27 protein-coding genes are annotated in these 21,294 nt (G+C 63.0%); 10 read left to right on the top strand and 17 right to left on the bottom strand.

Annotated features, from left to right (window positions below; genetic code table 11):
- Window positions 1-220: 220 nt before the first annotated feature.
- A complete protein-coding gene (locus JQ597_RS03485) occupies window positions 221-394 on the bottom strand; it encodes a hypothetical protein (RefSeq protein ID WP_212262841.1) in 174 nt (57 codons plus the stop codon).
- A gap of 304 nt (window positions 395-698) precedes the next feature.
- On the opposite strand from JQ597_RS03485, the gene JQ597_RS03480 reads away from it, so the two are divergent.
- Together JQ597_RS03480 and JQ597_RS03475 are read left to right on the top strand one after the other, a co-directional pair.
- Window positions 699-1,016, top strand: a complete 318-nt coding sequence (locus JQ597_RS03480) for an antibiotic biosynthesis monooxygenase family protein (RefSeq protein WP_212262840.1) — start codon at window positions 699-701, stop codon at window positions 1,014-1,016.
- Between the two features lie 164 nt (window positions 1,017-1,180).
- On the top strand, window positions 1,181-1,378 hold the full coding sequence (locus JQ597_RS03475) for a hypothetical protein (RefSeq protein WP_212262839.1): 198 nt from the start codon (window positions 1,181-1,183) through the stop codon (window positions 1,376-1,378).
- Window positions 1,379-1,843: 465 nt separating this feature from the next.
- Here the strand turns inward: JQ597_RS03475 and JQ597_RS03470 are convergent, their stop codons facing one another.
- Genes JQ597_RS03470 through phnG form a run of 9 tightly spaced genes read right to left on the bottom strand, consistent with a single transcriptional unit; the run spans window position 1,844 to window position 8,770 of the window.
- Entirely contained in the window at window positions 1,844-2,455 is a 612-nt protein-coding gene (locus JQ597_RS03470) for a pyridoxamine 5'-phosphate oxidase family protein (protein ID WP_212262838.1), read from the bottom strand.
- A gap of 13 nt (window positions 2,456-2,468) precedes the next feature.
- Window positions 2,469-3,059 carry a phosphonate metabolism protein/1,5-bisphosphokinase (PRPP-forming) PhnN gene (gene phnN / locus JQ597_RS03465; protein ID WP_212262837.1) on the bottom strand — a complete coding sequence of 197 codons (591 nt, stop codon included), beginning with the start codon at window positions 3,057-3,059 and terminating at the stop codon, window positions 2,469-2,471.
- Window positions 3,056-4,213 carry an alpha-D-ribose 1-methylphosphonate 5-triphosphate diphosphatase gene (locus tag JQ597_RS03460; protein WP_212262836.1) on the bottom strand — a complete coding sequence of 386 codons (1,158 nt, stop codon included), beginning with the start codon at window positions 4,211-4,213 and terminating at the stop codon, window positions 3,056-3,058. Before JQ597_RS03460 ends, phnN begins: the two co-directional genes overlap by 4 nt.
- Before the next feature lie 14 nt (window positions 4,214-4,227).
- Entirely contained in the window at window positions 4,228-4,926 is a 699-nt protein-coding gene (gene phnL / locus JQ597_RS03455) for a phosphonate C-P lyase system protein PhnL (protein WP_212262835.1), read from the bottom strand.
- 9 nt (window positions 4,927-4,935) lie between these two features.
- Window positions 4,936-5,727, bottom strand: a complete 792-nt coding sequence (gene phnK, locus JQ597_RS03450; RefSeq protein ID WP_212262834.1) for a phosphonate C-P lyase system protein PhnK — start codon at window positions 5,725-5,727, stop codon at window positions 4,936-4,938.
- Entirely contained in the window at window positions 5,720-6,604 is an 885-nt protein-coding gene (locus tag JQ597_RS03445) for an alpha-D-ribose 1-methylphosphonate 5-phosphate C-P-lyase PhnJ (protein ID WP_212262833.1), read from the bottom strand. The genes phnK and JQ597_RS03445 overlap by 8 nt, the downstream gene beginning before the upstream one ends.
- Entirely contained in the window at window positions 6,601-7,704 is a 1,104-nt protein-coding gene (locus JQ597_RS03440) for a carbon-phosphorus lyase complex subunit (protein ID WP_212262832.1), read from the bottom strand. Before JQ597_RS03440 ends, JQ597_RS03445 begins: the two co-directional genes overlap by 4 nt.
- Before the next feature lie 2 nt (window positions 7,705-7,706).
- Window positions 7,707-8,312, bottom strand: a complete 606-nt coding sequence (gene phnH / locus JQ597_RS03435; RefSeq protein WP_212262831.1) for a phosphonate C-P lyase system protein PhnH — start codon at window positions 8,310-8,312, stop codon at window positions 7,707-7,709.
- A complete protein-coding gene (gene phnG, locus JQ597_RS03430) occupies window positions 8,312-8,770 on the bottom strand; it encodes a phosphonate C-P lyase system protein PhnG (RefSeq protein WP_212262830.1) in 459 nt (152 codons plus the stop codon). Before phnG ends, phnH begins: the two co-directional genes overlap by 1 nt.
- A gap of 119 nt (window positions 8,771-8,889) precedes the next feature.
- On the opposite strand from phnG, the gene phnF reads away from it, so the two are divergent.
- Complete coding sequence (gene phnF / locus JQ597_RS03425) at window positions 8,890-9,618, top strand: phosphonate metabolism transcriptional regulator PhnF (RefSeq protein ID WP_212262829.1); 729 nt, start codon at window positions 8,890-8,892, stop codon at window positions 9,616-9,618.
- Window positions 9,619-9,627: 9 nt separating this feature from the next.
- Here the strand turns inward: phnF and phnE (JQ597_RS03420) are convergent, their stop codons facing one another.
- The 4 genes from phnE (JQ597_RS03420) to phnC all read right to left on the bottom strand — a co-directional run bounded on the left by phnE (JQ597_RS03420) (window position 9,628) and on the right by phnC (window position 13,270).
- Window positions 9,628-10,476: a phosphonate ABC transporter, permease protein PhnE gene (gene phnE / locus JQ597_RS03420; protein ID WP_212262828.1), complete on the bottom strand. Its 849-nt coding sequence runs from the start codon at window positions 10,474-10,476 to the stop codon at window positions 9,628-9,630.
- Window positions 10,473-11,357 carry a phosphonate ABC transporter, permease protein PhnE gene (phnE, locus tag JQ597_RS03415; RefSeq protein ID WP_212262827.1) on the bottom strand — a complete coding sequence of 295 codons (885 nt, stop codon included), beginning with the start codon at window positions 11,355-11,357 and terminating at the stop codon, window positions 10,473-10,475. Before phnE (JQ597_RS03415) ends, phnE (JQ597_RS03420) begins: the two co-directional genes overlap by 4 nt.
- 82 nt (window positions 11,358-11,439) lie before the next feature.
- Window positions 11,440-12,378, bottom strand: coding sequence for a phosphonate ABC transporter substrate-binding protein (phnD, locus tag JQ597_RS03410; RefSeq protein ID WP_212262826.1), 939 nt, complete (start codon window positions 12,376-12,378; stop codon window positions 11,440-11,442).
- A 76-nt stretch (window positions 12,379-12,454) separates the two neighbouring features.
- On the bottom strand, window positions 12,455-13,270 hold the full coding sequence (gene phnC / locus JQ597_RS03405; RefSeq protein WP_192736070.1) for a phosphonate ABC transporter ATP-binding protein: 816 nt from the start codon (window positions 13,268-13,270) through the stop codon (window positions 12,455-12,457).
- Between the two features lie 198 nt (window positions 13,271-13,468).
- Between phnC and JQ597_RS03400 the strand changes: the two genes are divergently transcribed.
- From JQ597_RS03400 to JQ597_RS03390, 3 genes are read left to right on the top strand one after another with little or no spacing between them, the layout of a single operon-like run.
- Window positions 13,469-14,137, top strand: a complete 669-nt coding sequence (locus tag JQ597_RS03400; RefSeq protein WP_212262825.1) for a transferase hexapeptide repeat family protein — start codon at window positions 13,469-13,471, stop codon at window positions 14,135-14,137.
- Window positions 14,134-15,327: an alpha-D-ribose 1-methylphosphonate 5-triphosphate diphosphatase gene (locus tag JQ597_RS03395; RefSeq protein ID WP_212262824.1), complete on the top strand. Its 1,194-nt coding sequence runs from the start codon at window positions 14,134-14,136 to the stop codon at window positions 15,325-15,327. Before JQ597_RS03400 ends, JQ597_RS03395 begins: the two co-directional genes overlap by 4 nt.
- A 27-nt stretch (window positions 15,328-15,354) precedes the next feature.
- Window positions 15,355-16,062, top strand: coding sequence for a DUF1045 domain-containing protein (locus JQ597_RS03390; protein WP_212262823.1), 708 nt, complete (start codon window positions 15,355-15,357; stop codon window positions 16,060-16,062).
- A 22-nt stretch (window positions 16,063-16,084) separates the two neighbouring features.
- On the opposite strand, the gene JQ597_RS03385 is transcribed toward JQ597_RS03390, so the two are convergent.
- A complete protein-coding gene (locus JQ597_RS03385) occupies window positions 16,085-17,686 on the bottom strand; it encodes an alkaline phosphatase D family protein (protein WP_212262822.1) in 1,602 nt (533 codons plus the stop codon).
- Window positions 17,687-18,113: 427 nt separating this feature from the next.
- On the opposite strand from JQ597_RS03385, the gene JQ597_RS03380 reads away from it, so the two are divergent.
- Window positions 18,114-18,488 (top strand): hypothetical protein, encoded by a 375-nt coding sequence (locus JQ597_RS03380; RefSeq protein ID WP_212262821.1) that lies wholly within the window; start codon window positions 18,114-18,116, stop codon window positions 18,486-18,488.
- Between the two features lie 452 nt (window positions 18,489-18,940).
- Window positions 18,941-19,123 (top strand): hypothetical protein, encoded by a 183-nt coding sequence (locus JQ597_RS03375; protein WP_212262820.1) that lies wholly within the window; start codon window positions 18,941-18,943, stop codon window positions 19,121-19,123.
- A gap of 60 nt (window positions 19,124-19,183) precedes the next feature.
- On the opposite strand, the gene JQ597_RS03370 is transcribed toward JQ597_RS03375, so the two are convergent.
- Window positions 19,184-19,588, bottom strand: a complete 405-nt coding sequence (locus JQ597_RS03370) for a hypothetical protein (RefSeq protein ID WP_212262819.1) — start codon at window positions 19,586-19,588, stop codon at window positions 19,184-19,186.
- Window positions 19,589-19,735: 147 nt separating this feature from the next.
- Between JQ597_RS03370 and JQ597_RS03365 the strand changes: the two genes are divergently transcribed.
- Entirely contained in the window at window positions 19,736-19,978 is a 243-nt protein-coding gene (locus JQ597_RS03365) for a hypothetical protein (RefSeq protein ID WP_212262989.1), read from the top strand.
- Window positions 19,979-19,999: 21 nt separating this feature from the next.
- On the opposite strand, the gene JQ597_RS03360 is transcribed toward JQ597_RS03365, so the two are convergent.
- The gene (locus JQ597_RS03360; protein WP_212262818.1) at window positions 20,000-20,395 is read right to left on the bottom strand and encodes a DUF5413 family protein; all 396 of its coding nucleotides are present in this window, start codon (window positions 20,393-20,395) and stop codon (window positions 20,000-20,002) included.
- A 170-nt stretch (window positions 20,396-20,565) separates the two neighbouring features.
- Here JQ597_RS03360 and JQ597_RS03355 point away from each other — a divergent pair, with 170 nt between their 5' ends.
- Window positions 20,566-21,204, top strand: coding sequence for a hypothetical protein (locus tag JQ597_RS03355; protein WP_212262817.1), 639 nt, complete (start codon window positions 20,566-20,568; stop codon window positions 21,202-21,204).
- Window positions 21,205-21,294 lie beyond the last annotated feature (90 nt).

The following is a 21,294-nucleotide window of genomic DNA, read 5'->3' as shown; positions in this document are numbered from 1 at the left end:
CAAGACGATCATGGAATCTGAAAGCGGAGTTGTCACTCATATGTTTGAATGCAAGCAGTGCGGAGAGCGCATTTGGACCGAATAGGCCGGCAGGAACGGCCACATAGCTAACAGCCCGGCAACCCACAGGCGGCCCCTCGGAAACGATAACATCCACATTTTGCGCCGATGACAACTTTTAGACGCTTAGCAGCGCAGGTGTATGGCTGATCAATCGGAATTAACCGAAGTTGCGAAATCCCCACATCAGGATTCCCAATGTCACCACGAGAATGCAGAGGCTGCCGACGGCGACCATGAGGACGACCTCCCAGCCAGAGAGGCCTGCCTTTTTGGCTTTGACAGCCCCGACGCCCAGCAAGACAAACAACAGTGGGGCGACCAGCAGTGTCATTTGCGCTTCTTCGGCGCCTGAACCGGCAGATCGAGCACGCCAAACAATGCGAGCAGCAGGGCAACTTCTTCCTTTGAACCAACTTTAATCATCGTCATCATCTCCTGTTCGAGGGTTAGTCGAACCGAGATTTCGAGGGGTTCATGGCGATTTCGTTTCGCGATTGTTTCAAGCTTGTTTCGTCCGGCAGAATTCTTAACAACCGGTTCAGGTGCCCAGATGCCAGGCCCCCAACAGGGACGAATCCCGTTTGGGTTGTTGGAACGGTTTTTCCGGAGGCGGGTTTTCCGACCGGAGGCGCAACATGACCAAACCCCAGATCGCCCGCATTTGGCGCGGCAGGACCAATCCAGACGTGGCAGACGCGTACGAGGCCTATAATTACGAGGTCGGCATCAAGCCGCTGATCGAGAAGGCCCTTGCCGTCCAGACGTTCAGGGAGGACAGACAAAACGAGACCGAGTTTGTCACCATCTCGTATTGGGAAAGCTTGGAATCGATGAGCAGGTTCACGGGCGGAGACCCATCCAGGATCCATCATCTGGAGCGCGACAAGGATTTTCTGATCGAGCTTCCGAAGTCCGTTCAGATTCTGAAGATACGGCATAGCCACGGAATCTAGCGCCCGTCCGGCCGACCCATTCAGAACACTCAACCGGGCAAGAACCCGTGAAAGAAGCCACCACTCCGGCGGCCTCTTTCGTTTCGTGATTTACGTCACATCTCCGTTGATTGTGGTCCGCCATGATCGGAGCCTGCGAGACATTGCAAAAATGGTGCGAGACAATGGACAGCGAAAATCGCGAACTGAGCGTTGAGGAACTTGGGTCCGTTGCGGGTGGCGGGCTTGTGGACAATGTCTTGCCCGAAGCCGAGGCGAGCACGGCCGAGTTTCTGAAGAGATTTGCCGAGGCCTCGCTGCGGTTCAATGCTTTCATCAACAGCCCCACAAGTCAGGGCCCCGCGGTAACGAATCAAGGGTAGTACCGGCTACGAAAATGGGCTCACCGGCAGGGCCGGCGAGCCCAGAACAACCACGCTACGCGCTGGCTGGTCGAATCAGATTAGCATTTTTGCCCGTTTGAAAGCCGGCACTGGCCGCTACCGGGCTGGCTCCTTGGGTCTGAGGCCTTCTGGGCCTGCGCAAGCGATCCCCCGACGAAAACAGCGAGCGCGAACGCAATTGCAACGATAGCTGAAAAACGGATCATCAAAACCTCCCTATTGGAAATGCCATCCCCGCCCCTTCGGAGACTGGCGACCCGGAGTGTCACGATAATCGTGAGGCCGGTCAAGCCGGGCGGCATCCCCCAAATAGATGAGGATAGCGGCCCATGCCCCCGTGCAACGCAGCAACGCATCTGCGGAAATCAGCGAAGAGAAACCGACCTGCCGGAGTAGAGGCGCAGCTGTTAAACCGGAAAGCGAACGGCGCTTCCGAACCGGCCGTCACCACATCGTCTGACGCGCGCGCTCCGGCCATTCGCGGTCGTATTTCTCGCCGCCCACGGTGTTGTCGCTCATCTCGGCCAGAATATCGCCTGGTGTCGGCAAGGTCTTCGGATCGACGCGCTTGTCGGGATTCCAGAGATCGGCGCGGACGATGGCGCGAGCGCACTGGAAATAGATCTCGTCCACCGTCATGACGATCACGGTGCGCGGCGCCTTGCCCTCCATCTTGAACGACGCCAGCAGCTCGGGCTCGGCGGAAACATGCGCGCGGCCGTTGACGCGCAGCGTGCTGCCCGAGCCCGGGATCAGGAACAGCAGCGCCACCCGTGGGTCTCGCACGATATTGCGCAGGGAATCGCAGCGGTTGTTGCCGCGGCGATCCGGCATCATCAGTGTCTTTTCATCATGGAAGCGCACGAAGCCGGGCAGATCGCCGCGGGGCGAACAATCCAGCCCCTCCGGTCCGCAGGTCGCCAGCGCCACGAAGGGCGACTGATCCATCAGCGCCCGATAGGACGCCGTCACGCGGTCCGCGACCTTGACCGTCGAGGCCTCACCGGGAAACCCATAGATCGCTTCGAGTTGCTCGATCGTCGTGATGACAGACATTTGCGTCCCCCGTTTACTCGTCCCACTTCTCGCCTTTGATCGCCCGCACCAGCTGACGCGCGTGAAACTCGGCGCTGCCGGTGTTGACGATGGTGACGTCAGGCGCGGCCTCGTCCACCGTCCGACTAAGCCGGTGCTCGATCTTGCCGTCACTGCCGCGGGCGCGCATCGCCAGGCGTTCCGCAAGAACGTTCGGCGGCGCGGTGATCGAGATCACCGTGACGTCGGCATAGGCCTGGCGCATCGCTGGAATGATGGTGCGCGAAACATTGGCGACAACAGTGTGCCCGGCGCGGATTTCGTCGTCGATGGCGCGCGATATCGCATAGCGGTGGCCGTGCGCTTCCCAGTGCATGGCGTACTCGTCACGCGCCAGCGCCGCTTCAAAAGTGCCGGCGCTGACCTCTTCATTGTCCTCGGAGGCCGAGGCCTGCCGCGTGATCACGCGCCGCGGGAATGCGATGCTGCCGTCATCGGCGCAGGCTGCTTTCGCCAGCCCAAGCAGCGTATCCTTGCCGGCGCCGCTCGGCCCGACCACCAGGATGAGCCGGCCCGGACCGATCGCGTCCGAATGGCCTGTTGATGTGGTGAGAGTGTCGGTCATGCCACACGCTGCCCTTCCCGCCAGACGCTGCGCACCACCGGGATGTCGCGCGCCACATGCACCCGGATCAGATCGGCGCGCTTGCCTACCGCGATTTCGCCGCGGTCCGAAAGCCCCACGGCCTCGGCCGGCGTCTTGGTGACGGTGCGGACGGCAGAAGCAAGATCAATGGCGGGAACATGCCGCGGCAATTGCAGGGCGGCCATCAACAGGCTCGATGGAATATAGTCGGACGACAGGATGTCCAGCAGCCCCTCGCGGGCGAGATCGACGGCGGCGATGTTGCCGGAATGCGAGCCGCCGCGCACCACGTTAGGCGCGCCCATCAGGATGCCGATGCCGGCCTGGTGCAGGCCGCGCGCGGCTTCCATCGTGGTCGGAAACTCGGCCACCGCGACGCGGTCGCGCACGGCGTCGATGACATTTTCCTCTGTCGTGTCGTCATGGCTGGCGAGCGGTATCGCGTATTGATGCGCCAAGGCCACGATTTCGCGCATATTGGTCGCGGCATAGGTCTTCTGGTAGGCAAAGCGCCGCTCGAACAGCACGTCGAGCTCGGCGTCGGTCATGCCGCCGCCCTTGCCGCGGTAATAGTCGCGCAGCTTCACTTCGTCGCGGAACTGGCGCTGTCCCGGCGTGTGGTCCATCAGCGACATCAGCCGGATGTCCGGCCGGTCGATCAGCTCCTTGGCTTCCTCGACGACACTCGGCATCGGGATTTCGCAGCGCAGATGCAGGAAGTGATCGGCACGCAGCAGATTTTCCTCACGCGCCGATGTGATCGCCTTAGCGAGTATGCCTGCCCTGCCATCGACCTCCTCGGCGCCGTCCTCGCGCCAGACCCGCAGAGAGTCCAGCACAGTGGTGATCCCCGAAGTTGCCAATTGCCCGTCGTAGGAGACGACTGCGGCGATCGGATCCCAGAACACTTTTGGCCGCGGCACGTAGTGCGCTTCGAGATGGTCGGTGTGCAGCTCAATCAGGCCGGGCATGATGAGGTCGCCGGCGGCGTCCACAGCGCGCCCGGGGGCATCGCCCTCGCCGAATTCGGCGATGCGGCCATCGGCAATGGCGACCCAGCCGCGCGCGATCACGCGATCGGCGAGGATGATGCCGGCATTGCCCAAAATGGTTTCGTGCTTCGTTGCGCTCATCTCACTTCTCTTCCCTATGCCGCCGAGGCAAACGACGTCACATCGACGATCCGGTCCGCGATCAGATGGCGTATCTCGTCGTCATGGACGATCGCGACCATCGCCACCCCCTGATGTTTCTTCTGATCGATCAATTCAACCACGACGGCGCGATTGGCGGCGTCGAGTGACGCAGTCGGCTCGTCCAGGAGCAGGATCGGCAGATCGGAAATGAAGCCGCGCGCGATATTGACGCGCTGCTGCTCGCCGCCCGAGAACGTCGAAGGCGGCAACGCCCACAGCCGCTCAGGAATGTTGAGGCGGCGCAACAGCGTGCCGGCCTGCGCGCGCGCCTCTGCGCGGGCGATCCCGTTCACGATCAGGGGCTCGGCCACCACGTCGATGGTCGCCACCCGCGGCACCGCCCGCAAGAACTGGCTGACATAGCCGATGGTGGAACGGCGCACGCTGAGCACCTGACGCGGTTCGGCGGTGGCGAGATCGATCACGGTGCCCTGGTGGCGGATGCCGATCCGCCCGCCGTCGCAGCGATAATTCCCGAAGATCATCTTCAGGATCGAGGATTTGCCGGCGCCCGACGGGCCCGACAGTACCACGCATTCGCCTGATACAACGTGAAACGAGACCCCGCGCACGACGGGTAGTTCGACCCCGCCCTGCAGATGCATGGTGAAGGTTTTTTCGGCGTTGGTTATATCGATCATCGCGGTCATTGGCCCAACTCATGCCGGCAAAATCGAGGAAACGAGTAGCTGGGTGTAGGGTTCGCGGGGATCGTCGAGCACCTGATCGGTCAACCCGGTTTCGATGACCCGGCCGCCCTTCATGACCATCACCCGGTGCGACAGGAGCCGCGCGACTGCAAGATCGTGGGTGACGACGATGGCCGCGAGGCCCAATTCACTGACGAGGTTGCGCATCAGGTCGAGCAACCGCGCCTGCACCGATACGTCGAGGCCGCCGGTCGGCTCGTCCATGAACACCAGCCGCGGTTCGGTGACGAGGTTGCGGGCGATCTGCAGGCGCTGCCGCATGCCGCCGGAATAGGTCCGCGGCGCATCGTCGATGCGGTCGGTGTCGATCTCGACGCGCTCCAGCCAGGATGATGCGGTGTCGCGGATGCGGCCGTAGTGATTCCAGCCCACCGCCATCAGCCGCTCGCCGACATTGGCCCCCGCCGAGACCGCCATCCGCAGGCCCTGCGCCGGGTCCTGATGCACAAAGCCCCAATCGGTGCGGAACAGGAAGCGCCGCTCGGCCTCGCCCAACGCGGAGAGATCGCGCAGCACACCGTCGCGCATCCGGTACGAGACGCTGCCCGCGGTCGGCGCCAGTTGCGCCGACAGCAGTTGTAAGAGCGTCGACTTGCCCGACCCGGACTCGCCGACCACGGCCAGCACCTCGCCGGGATAGAGCGCAAAGGACACGTCGCGGCAGGCAATCAGCCGGCCATAGGTCTTGCCGAGGTTTTCGGCAACCAGCAGCGGTTGATCGTCGAGAGTTTGCTCAGCCATGCGCCCTCTCCTTGTGCGGTGCCGCGCTTTCGCTGCCGCGATGACCGGTCAACTGGCGGCTCTCGCAGTAATCGGTATCGGAACAGACGAACATCCGGCCGCCCTTGTCGTCGGTGACGATTTCATCGAGATAGGAATCGCCGGCGCCGCACAGCGCGCAGGGCGCGTCGAAACGGTAGCGCGTGAAGGGATGATCCTCGAAATCGAGCGAGACCACCGTGGTATGCGGCGGGATCGCGTAGATCCGCTTCTCGCGGCCGGCGCCGAACAATTGCAGCGCCGGGCAGTTGTCCATCTTCGGATTGTCGAATTTCGGCGTCGGCGACGGGTCCATTACGTAACGCGCGTTCACCTTCACCGGATAGGCGTAGGAAGTCGCAATATGACCGAAGCGCGCGATGTCCTCGTAGAGCTTGACGTGCATCAGGCCGTATTCGCCGAGCGCATGCATGCGCCGGGTTTCGGTCTCGCGCGGCTCGAGGAACCGCAGCGGCTCGGGGATCGGCACCTGATAGACCAACACCTGCCCGCCATGCAGCGGCGCTTCGGGAATCCGGTGCCTTGTCTGGATCACAGTGGCGTCAGCCGTAGCGGTCGTGGTCGCAACGCCTGCGGTCTTGCCGAAGAACTTTCGGATCGAGATCGCGTTCGTGGTGTCGTCGGATCCCTGGTCGATCACCTTCAGCACGTCGTCGGGCCCGAGAATCGCCGCGGTCACCTGCACGCCGCCGGTACCCCAGCCATAGGGCATCGGCATCTCGCGGCTGGCAAACGGCACCTGATAGCCGGGGATCGCGATCGCTTTCAGGATCGCGCGGCGGATCATCCGTTTGGTCTGTTCGTCGAGATAGGCGAAATTATACCTCGGCGCGTTCATTCCGCAGCCTCCTGCATCGGCGGCGCTTCCGTGGCCTCGGCGAACTCCTTGCGCAATTTGCGCAGCAGGCCGAGTTCGGACTGGAAGTCCACGTAGTGCGGCAGCTTGAGATGTTCGACAAAACCGGTCGCCTGGACATTATCCGAATGCGACATCACGAACTCTTCGTCCTGGGCCGGCGCGATCACTTCCTCGCCGAGTTCGCGGGCGCGCAGCGTGCGGTCGACAAGCGCCATCGACATGGTCTTGCGCTCGCTCTGCCCGAACGCCAGCCCATAGCCGCGCGTGAAACACGGCGCTTCGGTGGCCGAGCCCTTGAACTGATTGACCATCTGGCATTCGGTCATCGCGATCGCGCCGAGCGGCACGGCGAAGCCTACGTCCTCGGCCATGAATTCGATCTCGACTTCGCCGAAGCGGATTTCGCCGGCAAACGGATGGTTGCGGCCGTAACCGCGCTGCGAGGAATAGCCAAGCGCCAGCAGAAAGCCTTCGTCGGCGCGCGCCAGGTTCTGCAGGCGCAGGTCGCGGTCCGCCGGGAAGCTGAGCGGCTCGCGCGTGAGGTCGCCGACCGGCGTCTCCGCATCTGCCTTAGGCGACGGCTCGATCAGGCCGTCCCGGCCGAGAATGTCGGTCACGCGAGGCGTCGCCGCGAGCGACGCTTCGCTCGTCTCCGGCGTTTCCGGAGAAAACCCCTCGGCAAGCTGAGGATCCAGCAAACGATGGGTATAATCGAAAGTCGGCCCGAGGATTTGCCCGCCGGGAATGTCCTTGAAGGTCGAGGAAATCCGCCGCCGCACCTGCATCGCGCCGGTATCGACCGGCTCGGTAGCGCCGAAGCGCGGCAGGGTGGCGCGGAACGCGCGGACCAGGAAGATCGCCTCGATCATGTCGCCGCGCGCCTGCTTGATCGCGAGCGACGCGAGTTCGCGGTCGTACAACGAGCCCTCGGTCATGACCCGGTCGACGCCGAGCGACAACTGCTCGGATATCTGGGACAGCGAAACCTCGGGAACGTCACGGTCGCCGCGCCGCTCATGCGCCAGCAGGCGATGGGCGTTCTCGATGGCGCGTTCGCCTCCCTTGACGGCAACGTACATGTCTAGCCTCCCCTCGCGAACCGCGTGGTGCGCGGTATCGCGACAATTGCATCGTCATGGACCAGCACGACATCGATGCCGCGCGGAAACAGAGGCACATTGACGGCAAGCCGTTCGAACAAATCATGGGGCTGGATCGCGGCCTGCAGGATCGCTGTGCCGTCGATGCCGGGGCCGCGCAGTTCGAGGGCGGGCCCCTGCGACAGGCTGTCGACCTGCAGGATCAACGTCGTCGAACGATCCGGGTATTCATTGCTGCCGAACGCAAAACGATCGAGCGCCGGAAGCTCGCGGGGACTACCGATCAGGGCAAAGCTGCTGATCGAGGAATCCGCGATCACAGGCGCGCTGGTGTGGAACTTGAGCCATTTGGCGACATCGGATGCTTCCGACATCCGGCTGTCGAGCCAGATCGGCGTATCATGGTCGAACAGGGTCAGCGCAATAGCCGCGGTGCCGCGCATCATCGCGGCGGGCGTGCCGGCGACGGCCGCAATGCGCTGCACGCTGCCGGGACGCGCCATCGCATCCATCACCGAGCGGAAGGTCGATTGCGCTGACAGCACCTTGTCGGCAAATCCTGCGGGCAGTTCGGCAACCGTCGTCATCAACCCTCTCCCCGCACCAAGGTGTAGAAATCGACCCGCGTCGCCGCAGCCTCGGTCGCCTTGCGGTTCCGTGTGGCGGTCATTGCCGCGCACAGTGGCGCGATCACCTTTGTCTCGATGAGGCCGGCGAATTCATCCGATTGCACCATGGCGTCGCACAGCGCGATCATCCGCGCTTTCTCGCGGTCGCGGCCGAGCGTGTAGCCGAATCCGACCTGGCCGGTCGAAAGCCGCACCGCCGCACGCGATACCGTGGCTTCGCCGAGGTTGAAGGCAGAGCCGTCGCCGCCGATACGGCCGCGCACCATCACGAGGCCGTTCTCCGGCTCGCGCAGATTCTCGTGATCAGGCAGCGTGATCGCCGCCAGACGGCCGGATATCTCTGATGGATCGGAATGCGCCAGCACCGCCATGACTGCCTTGCGCTGCGCCTGCTTGTCGTTCTCGGTTGCCGTCATATCCACCTTGCCGGAATCAAGTTGTCTATGCTAATAGACAACTTCATAACCAAACGCCATGACTGTTTGGTGACAACAGGGTTGTTTTTTCGGATGACCGTCCCGGATATATTCACACCATGAGCATGCAGGATGCGGCCACCGGTGTGGCGTTGTGGCGGCAGGTCGCCGACGGGATCGAACGCGCCATTGCGGAGGGCCGCTTCGCCGCGGGCGAAAAGCTGCCGGGTGAAATGGAGATCGCCGAAACCTATCGCGTCAACCGCCATACCGTGCGCCGGGCGCTGGCGACGCTCGCCGAACGCGGGCTGGTGCGCGCCGAGCGCGGCAGCGGCACTTATGTCGAGACCCAGCGCCTCGCCTATCCCTTGCGCTCGCGGACGCGGTTTTCCGAGATCGTAGGCGCCGGCGGCCATGAACCGCGCGGCCAGTTGATCGAAGCGTCCGACGATGTCGCGACACGTGAACTGGCGCGGGAACTCGGGCTGAAGACGGGCGCACCCTTGGTCCGGATCGAGGCGCTGCGGCTGGCCGACCGGACACCGATCTGCGTCAGCACCTCATGGCTTTCCGCCGAGCGCTTCCCTGACGCGGGACAGGTCTTCGCCAGCGTGCGCTCGATGACCAAGCTGGTCGCACATTACGGCATCCGCGATTACCGCAGGTGGTCCACCCGGATCACCGCCGCCATAGCCGACGCCAGCGACGCCGCACGGCTCGATCTCGCGCTCGGCCGCCCGGTGCTGGTGGTCGACAGCACCGACGTCGATCCCGACGGCCAGCCGATCGTAACCAAGCGCTCGCGCTTCGCCGCCGAGCGCGTCGAGTTCATCGTCGAAAGCGATTAGATCGCTGGATCAGACCACCGCGCGCTGGCCGATGATCGCAAACCGCAGCTTGCCTGAAATCCAGTCGATCGCCGCCACCGCGACCAGGATCATCAGGATCAGGAATGAGACTTTCTGCCATTCCAGCACCCGGATCTGCTCGGCCAGCTGCAATCCAATGCCGCCGGCGCCGACGATCCCGATGATCGTAGCCGAGCGGGTGTTCGATTCGATGAAATAGAGCACCTGCCCTGCGATGACGGGCAGCACCTGCGGCATCAGCCCAAACCGTATTTCGTGCAGCGCATTGCCGCCGGAGGCCCGGATGCCCTCGACCTGCTTCCGGTCGGCGGCCTCGATCGCTTCGGAGAACAATTTGCCGAACGCGCCGAAATCCGCCACCGCAATGGCCAGCACGCCCGCGAACGGCCCAAGGCCGACGACGTTGATCCAGACCAGCGCCCAGATCAGCGTGTCGACGCCGCGGATCGAATCGAGAAAGCGGCGAACCGGGAACCGGAAGATACCCGACGGAACGATGTTCTTTGCCGCCAGCAGACTGACCGGCAGCGCGAGCAACGCGGCAAGCGTGGTGCCGAGCAGCGCGATCGACAGGGTTTCACCGAGCGCAACGAGATAGACCGGGAGCGAACTGCCGGGATCGGGCGGGATCATCATCATCGTGATCCAGCCGAGCTGGCTCAGCCCCGCCAGCATCCGCGCCGGCGAAAACTCCAGCTCGACCAGCCCGAACACGAAGATCCCGAACGCAGCCAGCAGCATCGCGGGGATCGCGAGACGGGAGGAAACCGGCCGGTCAAAGACCTCGGGATAGCGGCCGCGCAAATCCCCGGAGTCAGGCGCAGGCAACCGTGTCATGCCCGCGCCTCCCTGCCAAACAGCCGCCCGCGCGCCCATCCGGTACCGATATCGATCAGGAACACGGTGACAATGATCATCAGCAGGATCGCGCTGACGTCGGAATAAAAGAATTTCCTGACGGCAACGACGAGTTCCTGGCCGATGCCGCCGGCGCCGACGAAACCCATCACCGAAGCGCCGCGCACGTTGATCTCAAAGCGCAGCAACGTGTAGCTGGCAAAACCCGCCGCGACCTGCGGCACGACGGCGAAGCGTATGCACGATATCCAGCTCGCGCCGGTCGATCGGACCCCCTCGACCGGCTTCATGTCGATGTTCTCGACGATTTCGGAATACAATTTGCCGAGCGCACCGACCGAATGGATCATGATAGCAAGAACCCCGGCCATCGGCCCGAGACCGAACGCGATCACGAAGATCAGCGCAAACACGATGTCCGGAACGGTACGGCAGAACTCCATCAGGCGGCGAACCGTAAATCGCAGCCATGGCGCCGGCGAGGTATTTTCAGCGGCCAGAAAATTGAGCGCAAAAGCGAGGATCGCCCCGGCCAGGGTACCGACGTAGCTGATCAGGACGGTCTCGCCGAGCAGCGCCAGCCATTTTTTCCAGCCCCAGAACCACTCGCCGATATCGGCCCAGACCCGCGCGCCGCTCTCCAGCGTGCCGATGCGGTCGAAGTAGCTGACGAAATTTCCGATCTTGTTGACGAAAATTACCGGATTAACCTCGGCCCCGATCCCGGCGATGACGAGAACCGCGAAGAATACCGCCGTTGCCAGCGTCATCCGCAGCCGCTTGCGCGCCACCGCCGCACGATAAGCGTCGTTGAGCACCGCGAGTTGCTGGGCTGGAAGGATGGATACGGCTGATGTCATGGAAGGCTGCTGTGCCGGTTATGTCCTGAACGGAAAAAGGCCGGGTCGCATGGACCCGGCCTGGTCTCGCTCCGCCAATCGATCAGGACGCCTTCTTCTTGCGAAGATTGTCCACGAACTTGATCAGGTCGATCATGCCGTCCCAATCCTTTGTCGTGGCGGGATTGAATGCCTTTTTCTGGCCGTCGGAAAGACGGTCGAAGGCGGCCTTGTCCTTGGCCGGTGCATCCGCAAACGCCTTGGCGATGGCGGCCTTCAGGCCGTCCGGAAGGTCCGAATTATAAGCATAAGGCCCATTGAGAATGGGCGCAGACTTATGGACGATCCGGAAATCATCCTTCTTCATCACTGTGCCGTCGGCGTTCTTTAGCATGCCCTTGGTCAGCATCTGGGCCAGCGTGGAGTCGTTGTCGGTGGTCCATTGATTGGCGGCGACTTCGACGGTGCCCTGCGTGAGCGCCAGTATGGCGTTCTCATGACTGCCGCTGAACACGACTTTGCCAAAATACGTGTCGGCATCGGAGATGCCCAGCTTGTCGAGCTCGAAGCGCGGCACGTTGTTGCCCGACGTCGAATTCGGATCGACCAAAGCGAGATTCTTGCCCTTCAGCTGGTCGAGGTTCTTGTACGGGCTCGACGCCTTGACGAAGAACACCGAGTAATAACCCGTAGAGCCATCGGCATTGATGTCGTTAGCGAACGCGTCGGTCTTGACGCCGGTCATCCGCGCGCGCGCGAACGACGCCGAGCCGTAGCTGGCGATATGGATGTTGCCGGAGCGCTGGCCTTCGATGACGGCGGCGTAGTCGTTGGCAATGCGCAGCGTGACCTTCACGCCGAGCTCTTTGGATAGATAGGCGACGAACGGTGCCCAGCGTTCGGTCACGCCCGAGGCGTTTTCCGCCGGCACGACGGCGAAGGTCAGTTCCGGATATTTGCCCTTCCAGTCCTGCGCAGAGGCGGCGGAGGCCGAAAACGCCAGCGCGGCTGCGCCGGCCAGAACGATACGACGATTGATCATGGTGTGCCCTCTTGTTGTGTTGATTTTTTCGGCCGTTTGCAGGTTTGCAATCGGCCGCCCTGTTACAGAAGAACGCTCAGGCCGCCGCCGCAGTGCCCAGCTCAGGGACGGCAGCACCACCAGGCGCATGTGCGGGTGCAGCGCCCATGACGTCGTTGGCTTCGAGATCGTAAAGCTCGCGCGCGATGAGATCCGTCAGCGTCGCCGGCGCCCCATCGAACACGATGCGGCCCGCGGACATGCCGATCAGGCGGTCGCAATAGGTCCGCGCCAGGTCGAGCGAATGCAGATTGCAGATCACGGTGATGCCGAAATGCTTGTTGATGCGCAGCAGCGCATCCATCACGATCCGCGTGTTGCGTGGATCGAGCGAAGCGATCGGCTCATCGGCGAGAATGATATCCGGCTCCTGCACCAGCGCACGCGCGATCGCGACCCGCTGCTGTTGACCTCCGGAAAGCTGGTCGGCGCGCTGGGCTGCAAGCGAAGCCATGTCGAACTGCTCGAGCGCCGACATCGCTAGCGCCTTGTCCCGTTCGGGCCAGGTTTGCGTCAGCGAACGCCAGGACGGGATTTCGGCGAGCCGCCCCATCAGCACATTGGTCAGCACGTCGAGCCGGCCGACCAGATTGAACTGCTGAAAGATCATCGCCGAGCGGGCGCGCCATTGCCGCAAATCCTTGCCGCGCAGCGCGGTGACGTCGACGCCTTCGAACAGGATGCGGCCTTCGGAAGGCTCAGCGAGGCGATTGATCATCCGCAGCAGCGTCGACTTGCCGGCACCGGAGCGGCCAATCACGCCGACAAAGCTACCGGGCGCGATCGAGAATGACGCATCATCCACTGCGGCTTTTGTGCCGAAACGGCACGTCAAACCTTCCACCACCAGCATGCAATGCTCCAGAATCCCGACCGTGGACCATCGCTAACGATTGGATTTTACAGTTGTGTGACAACCGCGACACGGTGCAGCGACCGTCCACACCCGCGAACACCCGCGACATCAGTCATGCAACCGTCACGAAGATGTCATCATGCCCGTTGATGAGGTGCCATCGTGACACCATCTTTGTCGCGGAGAGACGCCCGTATGGCCGGCAAAATGCTTTCAGTCGACCCGACCGTCGATCCCACGGCGAAATTGCACGACGCCCAGCTTGGTGCCTATTGCGAAGTCGGCGCGCGCACGATCCTGCATGAAGTGTCGATGGACGACTATTCCTACGTCGTCAACGACGCCCAGATCACCTACACTTCCATCGGCAAATTCTGCTCGATCGCGGCGATGACCAGGATCAACCCTGGCAACCACCCGATGCACCGCGCGACGCAGGCGCACTTTACCTACCGGGCCAGCGCCTATTTTCCCGGCGAGAGCGACGACGCCGGGTTCTTCGAATGGCGGCGCGCGCACCACATCCATATCGGCCATGACGTCTGGATCGGGCATGGCGCGATCATCCTGCCCGGCCGCAACGTCGGCACCGGCGCGGTGATCGCCGCCGGCGCGATCGTGACCAAGGACGTCCCGGCCTACACCATCGTCGGCGGCAATCCGGCGCGGCCGATCAAACGGCGGTTCTCGGAAGATGTCGCCGGTCGGCTCGCCGAGCTTGCCTGGTGGAATTGGGACCATGAGACGCTGCGCCGCGCCCTACCCGATTTCCGCAAGCTCACGGTCGAGGATTTTCTGGCAAAATACGAAGCAGGCGCGGGCTCCGTCCGCGCGCAGATCAGGCATCAGGGTGCAGCATCGTGACTGACATTTTCATCGAAGGCGGCCGGGCCCTGCTCGGCCACGAAATCCACGAGACCTCGCTGCGGATCGCAGGCCGTGATATCAGCGCCATCGGCGCCGACCGGGGGCGCGCTTCGCTGGGCATCGACGCCGGCGGCTTGCTGGTGTTGCCGGGAATCGTCGATCTTCATGGCGATGCGTTTGAACGGCAGATGATGCCGCGCCCGGGCGTCGATTTCCCGATCGACGTCGCCCTTGGTGACAGCGACCGGCAGGCGATCAGCAACGGGATCACCACGGTCTACCACGGCACGACCTGGTCGTGGGAGCCGGGCCTGCGCTCGGGCGACAACGCAAGGCGGTTGCTGGAAGCAATCGAGTCGATGCGGCCGCAGCTTTCGGCCGACACCCGCTTCCATCTGCGCCACGAGACCTACAATCTCGACGCCGAATCCGAGATCAGCGAATGGTTGTCGGATGGGCGCATCGACCTGTTCGCGTTCAACGACCACATGGATGGGACGGTCGCCAACCTCGACAAGCCGCAAAAGCGCAGCCGCATGGTCGAACGCACCGGGCTTTCGAACGAGGCGTTCGATTTGCTGGTGACGAGCGTCGTTGGCCGCGCGCACGAGGTGCCGGCCTCAATCGCCCGGCTGGCGAAAGCGGCGCGTGACGCCAATGTACGCATGCTGTCGCATGACGACGAAAGCCCCGAGATGCGGAAGGCGTTTCGGGCGCAGGGCGTCGGCATCGCCGAGTTTCCGGTCAACGAAGAAACCGCGCGCGAGGCGGCAGAGGCCGGCGACTTCATCGTGTTCGGCGCGCCCAATGTCGTCCGCGGCGGCAGCCACACCGGCTGGACCAAGGCGTCCGACATGATCGCCAAGGGCTTATGCTCGGTGCTGGCGTCGGACTATTATTATCCGGCGCAGCTATTGGCAGCGTTCCGTCTCGCTGCCGATGGCGTGCTGCCGCTGGCCGAGGCCTGGCAGCTGATATCGTCGGCCCCCGCCCGGGCCGCCGGCCTCACCGATCGCGGCGTTATTGCCGCCGGCCAGCGTGCCGACATCATCTTCGTTGATGACAAGGTGCCGTTGCGGCCGCGTGTCGTCGCCGTCATGGCCGCGGGACGGCTGGTGCATCTGACGGAAGCTGGCCGCCTGCGCAACTCGACCCTCGCTCCGCGCAAGGCGATTGCAGCCGCCTGACACGCCTCTATCCTGTATCCTGTGCCAATGTCGAATTATCCGCGTTACGCGATCTACTACGCCCCGGCGCAGGCCAGCGACCTCAATTGCTTCGGCGCGCAAATGCTTGGCTATGACGCCTTTGGCGGCGAAGACCTGCCGTTTCCGGAAGACGTCGCCAGCGCTGCGCCGGATTGGCGCAACCTGACGGCCGATCCCCGCAAATACGGCTTTCACGCCACGCTGAAGGCGCCCTTCTCGCTGGCACAAGGAAGGACTGAAGCCGAACTCCTCGCGGCGTGTGCCGCCTTCGCCGCAACGCCCCGGGCGATTCCGGTCATCAGGCCGGCGGTCGGCTCCATCAGTGGCTTCATTGCGGTAATCCCGGCTGATCCGTCGGCGGAATTGATCCGCCTTGCGGCCGATTGCGTCGGCGAATTCGATACGTTCCGCGCGCCGCTCACCGAAGCGGACCGTGCGCGCCGCAATCCTTCCCGCCTGACATCGGCGCAGCGCGCCCATCTCGACCGCTGGGGCTATCCCTACGTGATGGAAGAGTTTCGTTTCCACATGACGCTGACCGGCCGGCTCGACGCAAGCCGCCTGGAGACCGTTCTGGCGATGCTGAGAAACAGTTTTTCCACGCTCGGCCTCGAGACCCTCGCGATCGACAGGCTTGCGCTATTCCGTCAGGACAGTGCGGATTCCCGCTTCCGGATCGCCAGGCAGTACGTCCTCCTGCCAGGCCAGAGTTAGACGCATCCACATTGCTGCTGCGTCAGATGTGTTGAGACAGCACTTGCTTCTGCCGTCCATCCGGCCGCGGGTCGATATCCACCGACCATAGATCCCGATTGTCGACATCCTTCAAGGTTACCGTCATGACCTCCGATCGGCCATCGATATCGACCCGGCCGAAGAACTGCAGTCCGAAACATGGCGCGAGGTTTTCGCCCTGCTCCGCGCTGCAGCCTTTTTGGAACGCCACGGCCGGTCCGAACGTATTATCCAGCTGGGCGGGCGCCCAGGTCCCCGCATGAAGTGGCCCGGAGACGAACTCCCAAAACGGCTCGAAATCCTGGAATACCGCGCGGTTCGGATCGTAGCGATGCGCGGCCGTATAGTGCATGTCGGCCGTCAGCCACACTGTGTTGCTGACACCCATGCGCTTCATGAAGGACAGCAGATCGGCAATCTCGCATTCGCGCCGCTCCGGCGGCCCATCGCCAAGCGCAATCGCATCCTCGCTGATCAATCCGATCGGCATGTCGGCGGCGATGACCTTCCAGGTCGCATCGGAGGCCGTGAGTTCACGCTTCAGCCAGGCCAGTTGCGCCGGGCCGAGAATGCAGGTGTCGCTGCGGTCGTCGCGATTATTCCCGGTCGAATCGCGATAGCTGCGCATGTCGATCAGAAAGACGTCGAGCAGCGGCCCATAGGCGACCTTGCGATAGATCCGCCCCGCCTGCCCAGCCAGGTTGCGGATCGGCATGAATTCATGAAACGCGCGGGCCGCCCGCGCCACCAGGTGGGAGCTGCCGTCTTCGGCGTAGCCGGTCTCGTCGGCGGTGCCGATCGGTGCCCAGTCATTGGTGACTTCATGATCGTCCCACTGCGCGAGCATCGGCACTTGCGCGTTGAAGGCGCGCAGGTTCTCGTCGAGCAAATTGTATTTGTAGTTGGCGCGATATTGCGCGAGGCTGTGGGCGACGACGGATTTGTCTTCGGTGACGATGTTCCGCCACAAGCCTCCGTCCGGCAGCTTCAATTCGGCTTCGATCGGACAGTCGGCGTAGATGTGATCGCCGGAATGGATGAAAAAGTCCGGGCGATTTTCGAGCATGGTTTTGTAAGTCCGCATGCCGCCGCGGGCGGGATCGATGCCCCAGCCCTGGCCGGCAGTATCGCCCGACCACACGAACGATACCGCGTGTCGCGCCACCGGTGCGGTACGGAAATGGCCGACCTGCGCCTCACCCGAAATCCTGGACTCGCCGATATCAGCGAAACGCACCCGATAGAAAATATCATGCCCGGGCGGAAGGCCCTCGAGCAAAAGCTTCGAGGTGAAGTCATGCTCGGGCAGCGCTTCCGACGATGCGACGCGAAGGATGGACTTGAAGCTCTCGTCGATCGAGCACTCCACCTGCATGCGTGCGGCCCGATCGGCCCTTGCCCATATCACCGCGGAATCGGCCGAGACGTCGCCCGACGCGATCCCGCTGGCGATGTGCGGACGATCCGCGGCGCGGCTGAGATAAGGTTTGGCAACGCTTCCCAATGCTGCGACCGCAGCGGTGGATGCAGTCCGAACCAGCAATTGACGTCTGGTCAAGCCTTGTCCAGTCAGGTCTTGCTTCGCGCGTATTCCAATCTGCATTGAAGGCATCCTCGTCGAATCGCGACGAAGGGTGCCCGTCCAAATTGACCGCAGCCCGAAGGTTTTGCGACAGGCGGATGAACCGCGCGGCAGCGCTATGGAATGGAGGTGTTCGCAATCTCAGCGGTGGAAAAGATCGCCGTCGGTTGCTGACCGGCTGAGCGGATGTGTGGGTGAGGTAGACGAGGCCCGGAGTGCCTAGGAGTCCGGGCCTCGTGAGCCTCCAGTGGAAGGCGTTCACTGTGATGAGCGAACGCCCTGCCCCCCGCTGTTAGCGACGCCGTTATAGATTGCGAAGCCGCGTGCCGCTAACCCGGACGAATACGGATGTCCAGATTACGATCATCGTGCGCTGCGTGAGAGGACCGCGAACGCAAAGGTTGCTAAACGCATCGCCGCACGCCTTGTGCCGCCAGGAGCATTTCAAATGAAAACGATTTTATCCGCGTTGATTGTGCTTGGACTATCGCTCGCCGCCGCGCCCGCCTTGGCCGCCGACAACCGCAACGTTTCGGTCATCAACGAGACCGGCTATGCGATCAAGTTTTTGGGTTTCAATTCGCCCGATGACGGCCTCGACGAATGGGAGAACGAACTCGACAAGACCCTGAAGAACCAGGACACCGCTTACGTCGAATTCGATGAGGACGAGGACGAGGACGGCTGCGTCTGGAACATCAAGGTGGATTGGGCGAATTACGATGAATCGGTGCTCTGGAAGAACGTCAACCTGTGCAAATTCAACGTGCTCAGGCTGCGCTACGATTCCGGGACCAAGACGACGTCATTCATCGCGGAGTGATCGATTGGTCGAGTGATGCCGCCAAGATCGCGCGCAAAGATCGCGCGTTGGCGCAGCGTGCACGAAACGCAGGCAGCACTGCTTACAAAATCGTCTTGCCCGGAACTGTTCGATAGGGCTGATTTCACGCGGGTCCTTGGCGCGACACCTGGGCAACCCCCAGCCTCGCACCATCTTTCCCATTCGCCCCCGCCGATCCTCACAGGCCGGCGGGGGTTTCATTCTTGGAATCGCTGGAATCCGCACCGGTCGGCAACAATACCGAACCCGCCTGGGCCAGCCCCTACGATCCGCAATCAAGCCTGCGAATCGGATATTTTGGAAGAGAATCGGCCATAACGCGTTGAACGTTCCTCCCGCTCTCAATCGGAGCAGCGCACGCCATGAACCGAAACATGCATTGCTCGCATTTTCTTTGGAATAATGGGCCCCGCGCGGGGTTCCGGGCTCCGATGCTGCAATTTGTCATCTTCAAGCGCCGCCGGAACTTTTGCTGGCAAGTGCGCGATCAGAGCGGGAAAATGATTGCAGGCGGACGGGAGAAAACCCGGCCCGCCGCCCGCTATCACGCGTACCGCGCCTTGTTCCTTGTGCTTTCCACCGGCTGGAAGGCGAGCGATCTGCAACCGCATTAGGCAGGGCTCCGGCGCGACGCATGGCCTTGTCCCAAGGCCGTGTCCCGAGGCAACGCGCCGCTAGCAGCCCCGACAGATCCCGGTGAACGTGCTGGTCTCAACCCGGCCGCGCGGGCGCACGGGTGGCCTTTTTGACCTTCCCTGGCGTGGAACGGTGATCCGTTGTGACGCGCCCGCATAGGGCGGCACGACCACGCGCGAACCCGAGGGCGACGCGTTGACCGAACCGTAGCTGGGAGACGGCGCAGGACTGTTGGTGCCGGGTGGCGGGATCCGGGAGGCATTTCCGATGCCGCTGGGGTCGCCGACCACGCTGGGATTGGCCGGACCGTAAGGTATGCCGCTGATCGCAGAATTGCCCGCTCCGGCCGAGCCGGCGGGCGGCGGGAACTGCGCGAACGCGCTGCCGGGCACGATCAGGCTGACCAGCATTGCGAAGCCAACAAGCGCCGAATGGCCGGACATTGAATCTCCAGGGGAAAGCTGCGGACCCAACGTTTATGTGGGGCGCTCGTTCCGGGGGTAAAGGTCGCGCCCGTCATTTACCGGAGTAGGCATCTGTAAACGAATCAGACCTAACTTGGCGGCGATCACATCCGGAGATTCGGCGGCATGAACCAGCCCGTAATCCTTGATAATGATATCCGCGCCCTGCAGGAATGGCTGCGCTCGGCCTGGCAGCAGCTGGCCGATCCCTCCCTCACCGCCTTTACGCGCCGCGAACTGCGCAATCAGATGAAGCAATGCAGCGCCGACCTGCGAACCCAGCTTCAATTGGTGGCGACGCGTCAGTCACAGCCGGTCAAGGGCCAGCCCCGCACCCCCGGTAGGCCGGAGCTTCGTATCCTGACTTGACCCTTGGAGATTCCTTGGGGATCACGCGCCAACCGGCTGTCTGCGCTCCATCGCCAGCCACGAACACACCGCAGCCGGCACCGCGCCGACAACACCGAGCAGCACCACGGATGGTTCGTGGATGAATCCCATCCGGAATGCGCCAACCAGCGGCACGTAACTGACGAAGTACGCAAACAAGGCCGTCAGCGCGATCCGGTACGGCATCTCGCGTTTCACCAGCACATGGTCGAACCACGCGGTCAGCAGCGCTGGAATCAGACCGACCAAATAGACCGTCGGCAGCATCACGACTTGTGCAAGGTCGAACGTGCTCGGACCGCCGGCAACCCAGTTGGCGATCTGGAGCATCACCCAGAACGCGACGATGAACCCGAGCGGCGGCGCAACCGCGGCAAAAATCACAAAGCGTTTCATGTGGCACGTTCCTTATGAGATCTCGTGCAGCCTGATGGCCTGCTTCGATTTGCGAACGTATCGCCGCGTCGTTTCTCCCGATGTGACCGCTCTCACGCTGGTCGGTGCGCCGTCGCGGGCCTATGATCGGACGCGCGGATTGCAAGGCGAAGTCGGCCAGGAAGCTGCCAATGACGAGAGTGACGATTTTCTCGGCGGCCTTGTGCGCGCTGCTCGCGACGTCGGCATCGGCCCAAAATCCGGCCCCCACCGCGTTCAAGGTGATCTCGCCAATCTTCGGTCAACTCGTCACCTTTTCGTTGCCGACCAGTTTCGCCACGGTGTTCGAGAACACCAAAGGGACGAACTATGTCCGCGAGGCCGTGCTGAAGGGCGAGACGGTCAAGAGCTGGACCCAGATGATCACGGTGACCGGCGCCAAGGGGGCCGCCGGCAACGCCGGGGTTTCGCCGGAGCGCTTTGCGGGCTCGATGGTCGGTGGGTTCAAGTCGGCCTGTCCCGACACCTTCGCAGCGCAAGGATTTGGCGCGACCAAATTCGGCGATCAAGATGCGTATGTCGCAGTGGCAAGCTGCGGCCGGGTCGAAACCAGCGCCGACAAACACAGCGAAACCACGCTCATCGTCACCGTCAAAGGCAGCGCCGATTACTACACGGTGCAATGGGCCGAACGCGCGCCGGCGACTGGGCGAAGCGCAATTGACGAGACCAAATGGCTGGCGCGGTTGCGCCAATTGCAGCCGATTCGTGTCTGTCCGATCGTGCCCGGCGAGCCCGCGCCCTACCCGAGCTGCGCCGGCAGGAACTAACTGCGGCGTCGGCACGCCGACTTGCCCGGCGCGCCCTTTCATTGATAACCCTGACTGTTGATAACCCGGACTCGCCGACCCCGGCGGCGA

The organism is Bradyrhizobium sp. AUGA SZCCT0177, assembly GCF_018130125.1.
GTDB lineage: Bacteria > Pseudomonadota > Alphaproteobacteria > Rhizobiales > Xanthobacteraceae > Bradyrhizobium.
This window is presented reverse-complemented; position numbering and strand designations above follow the sequence as displayed.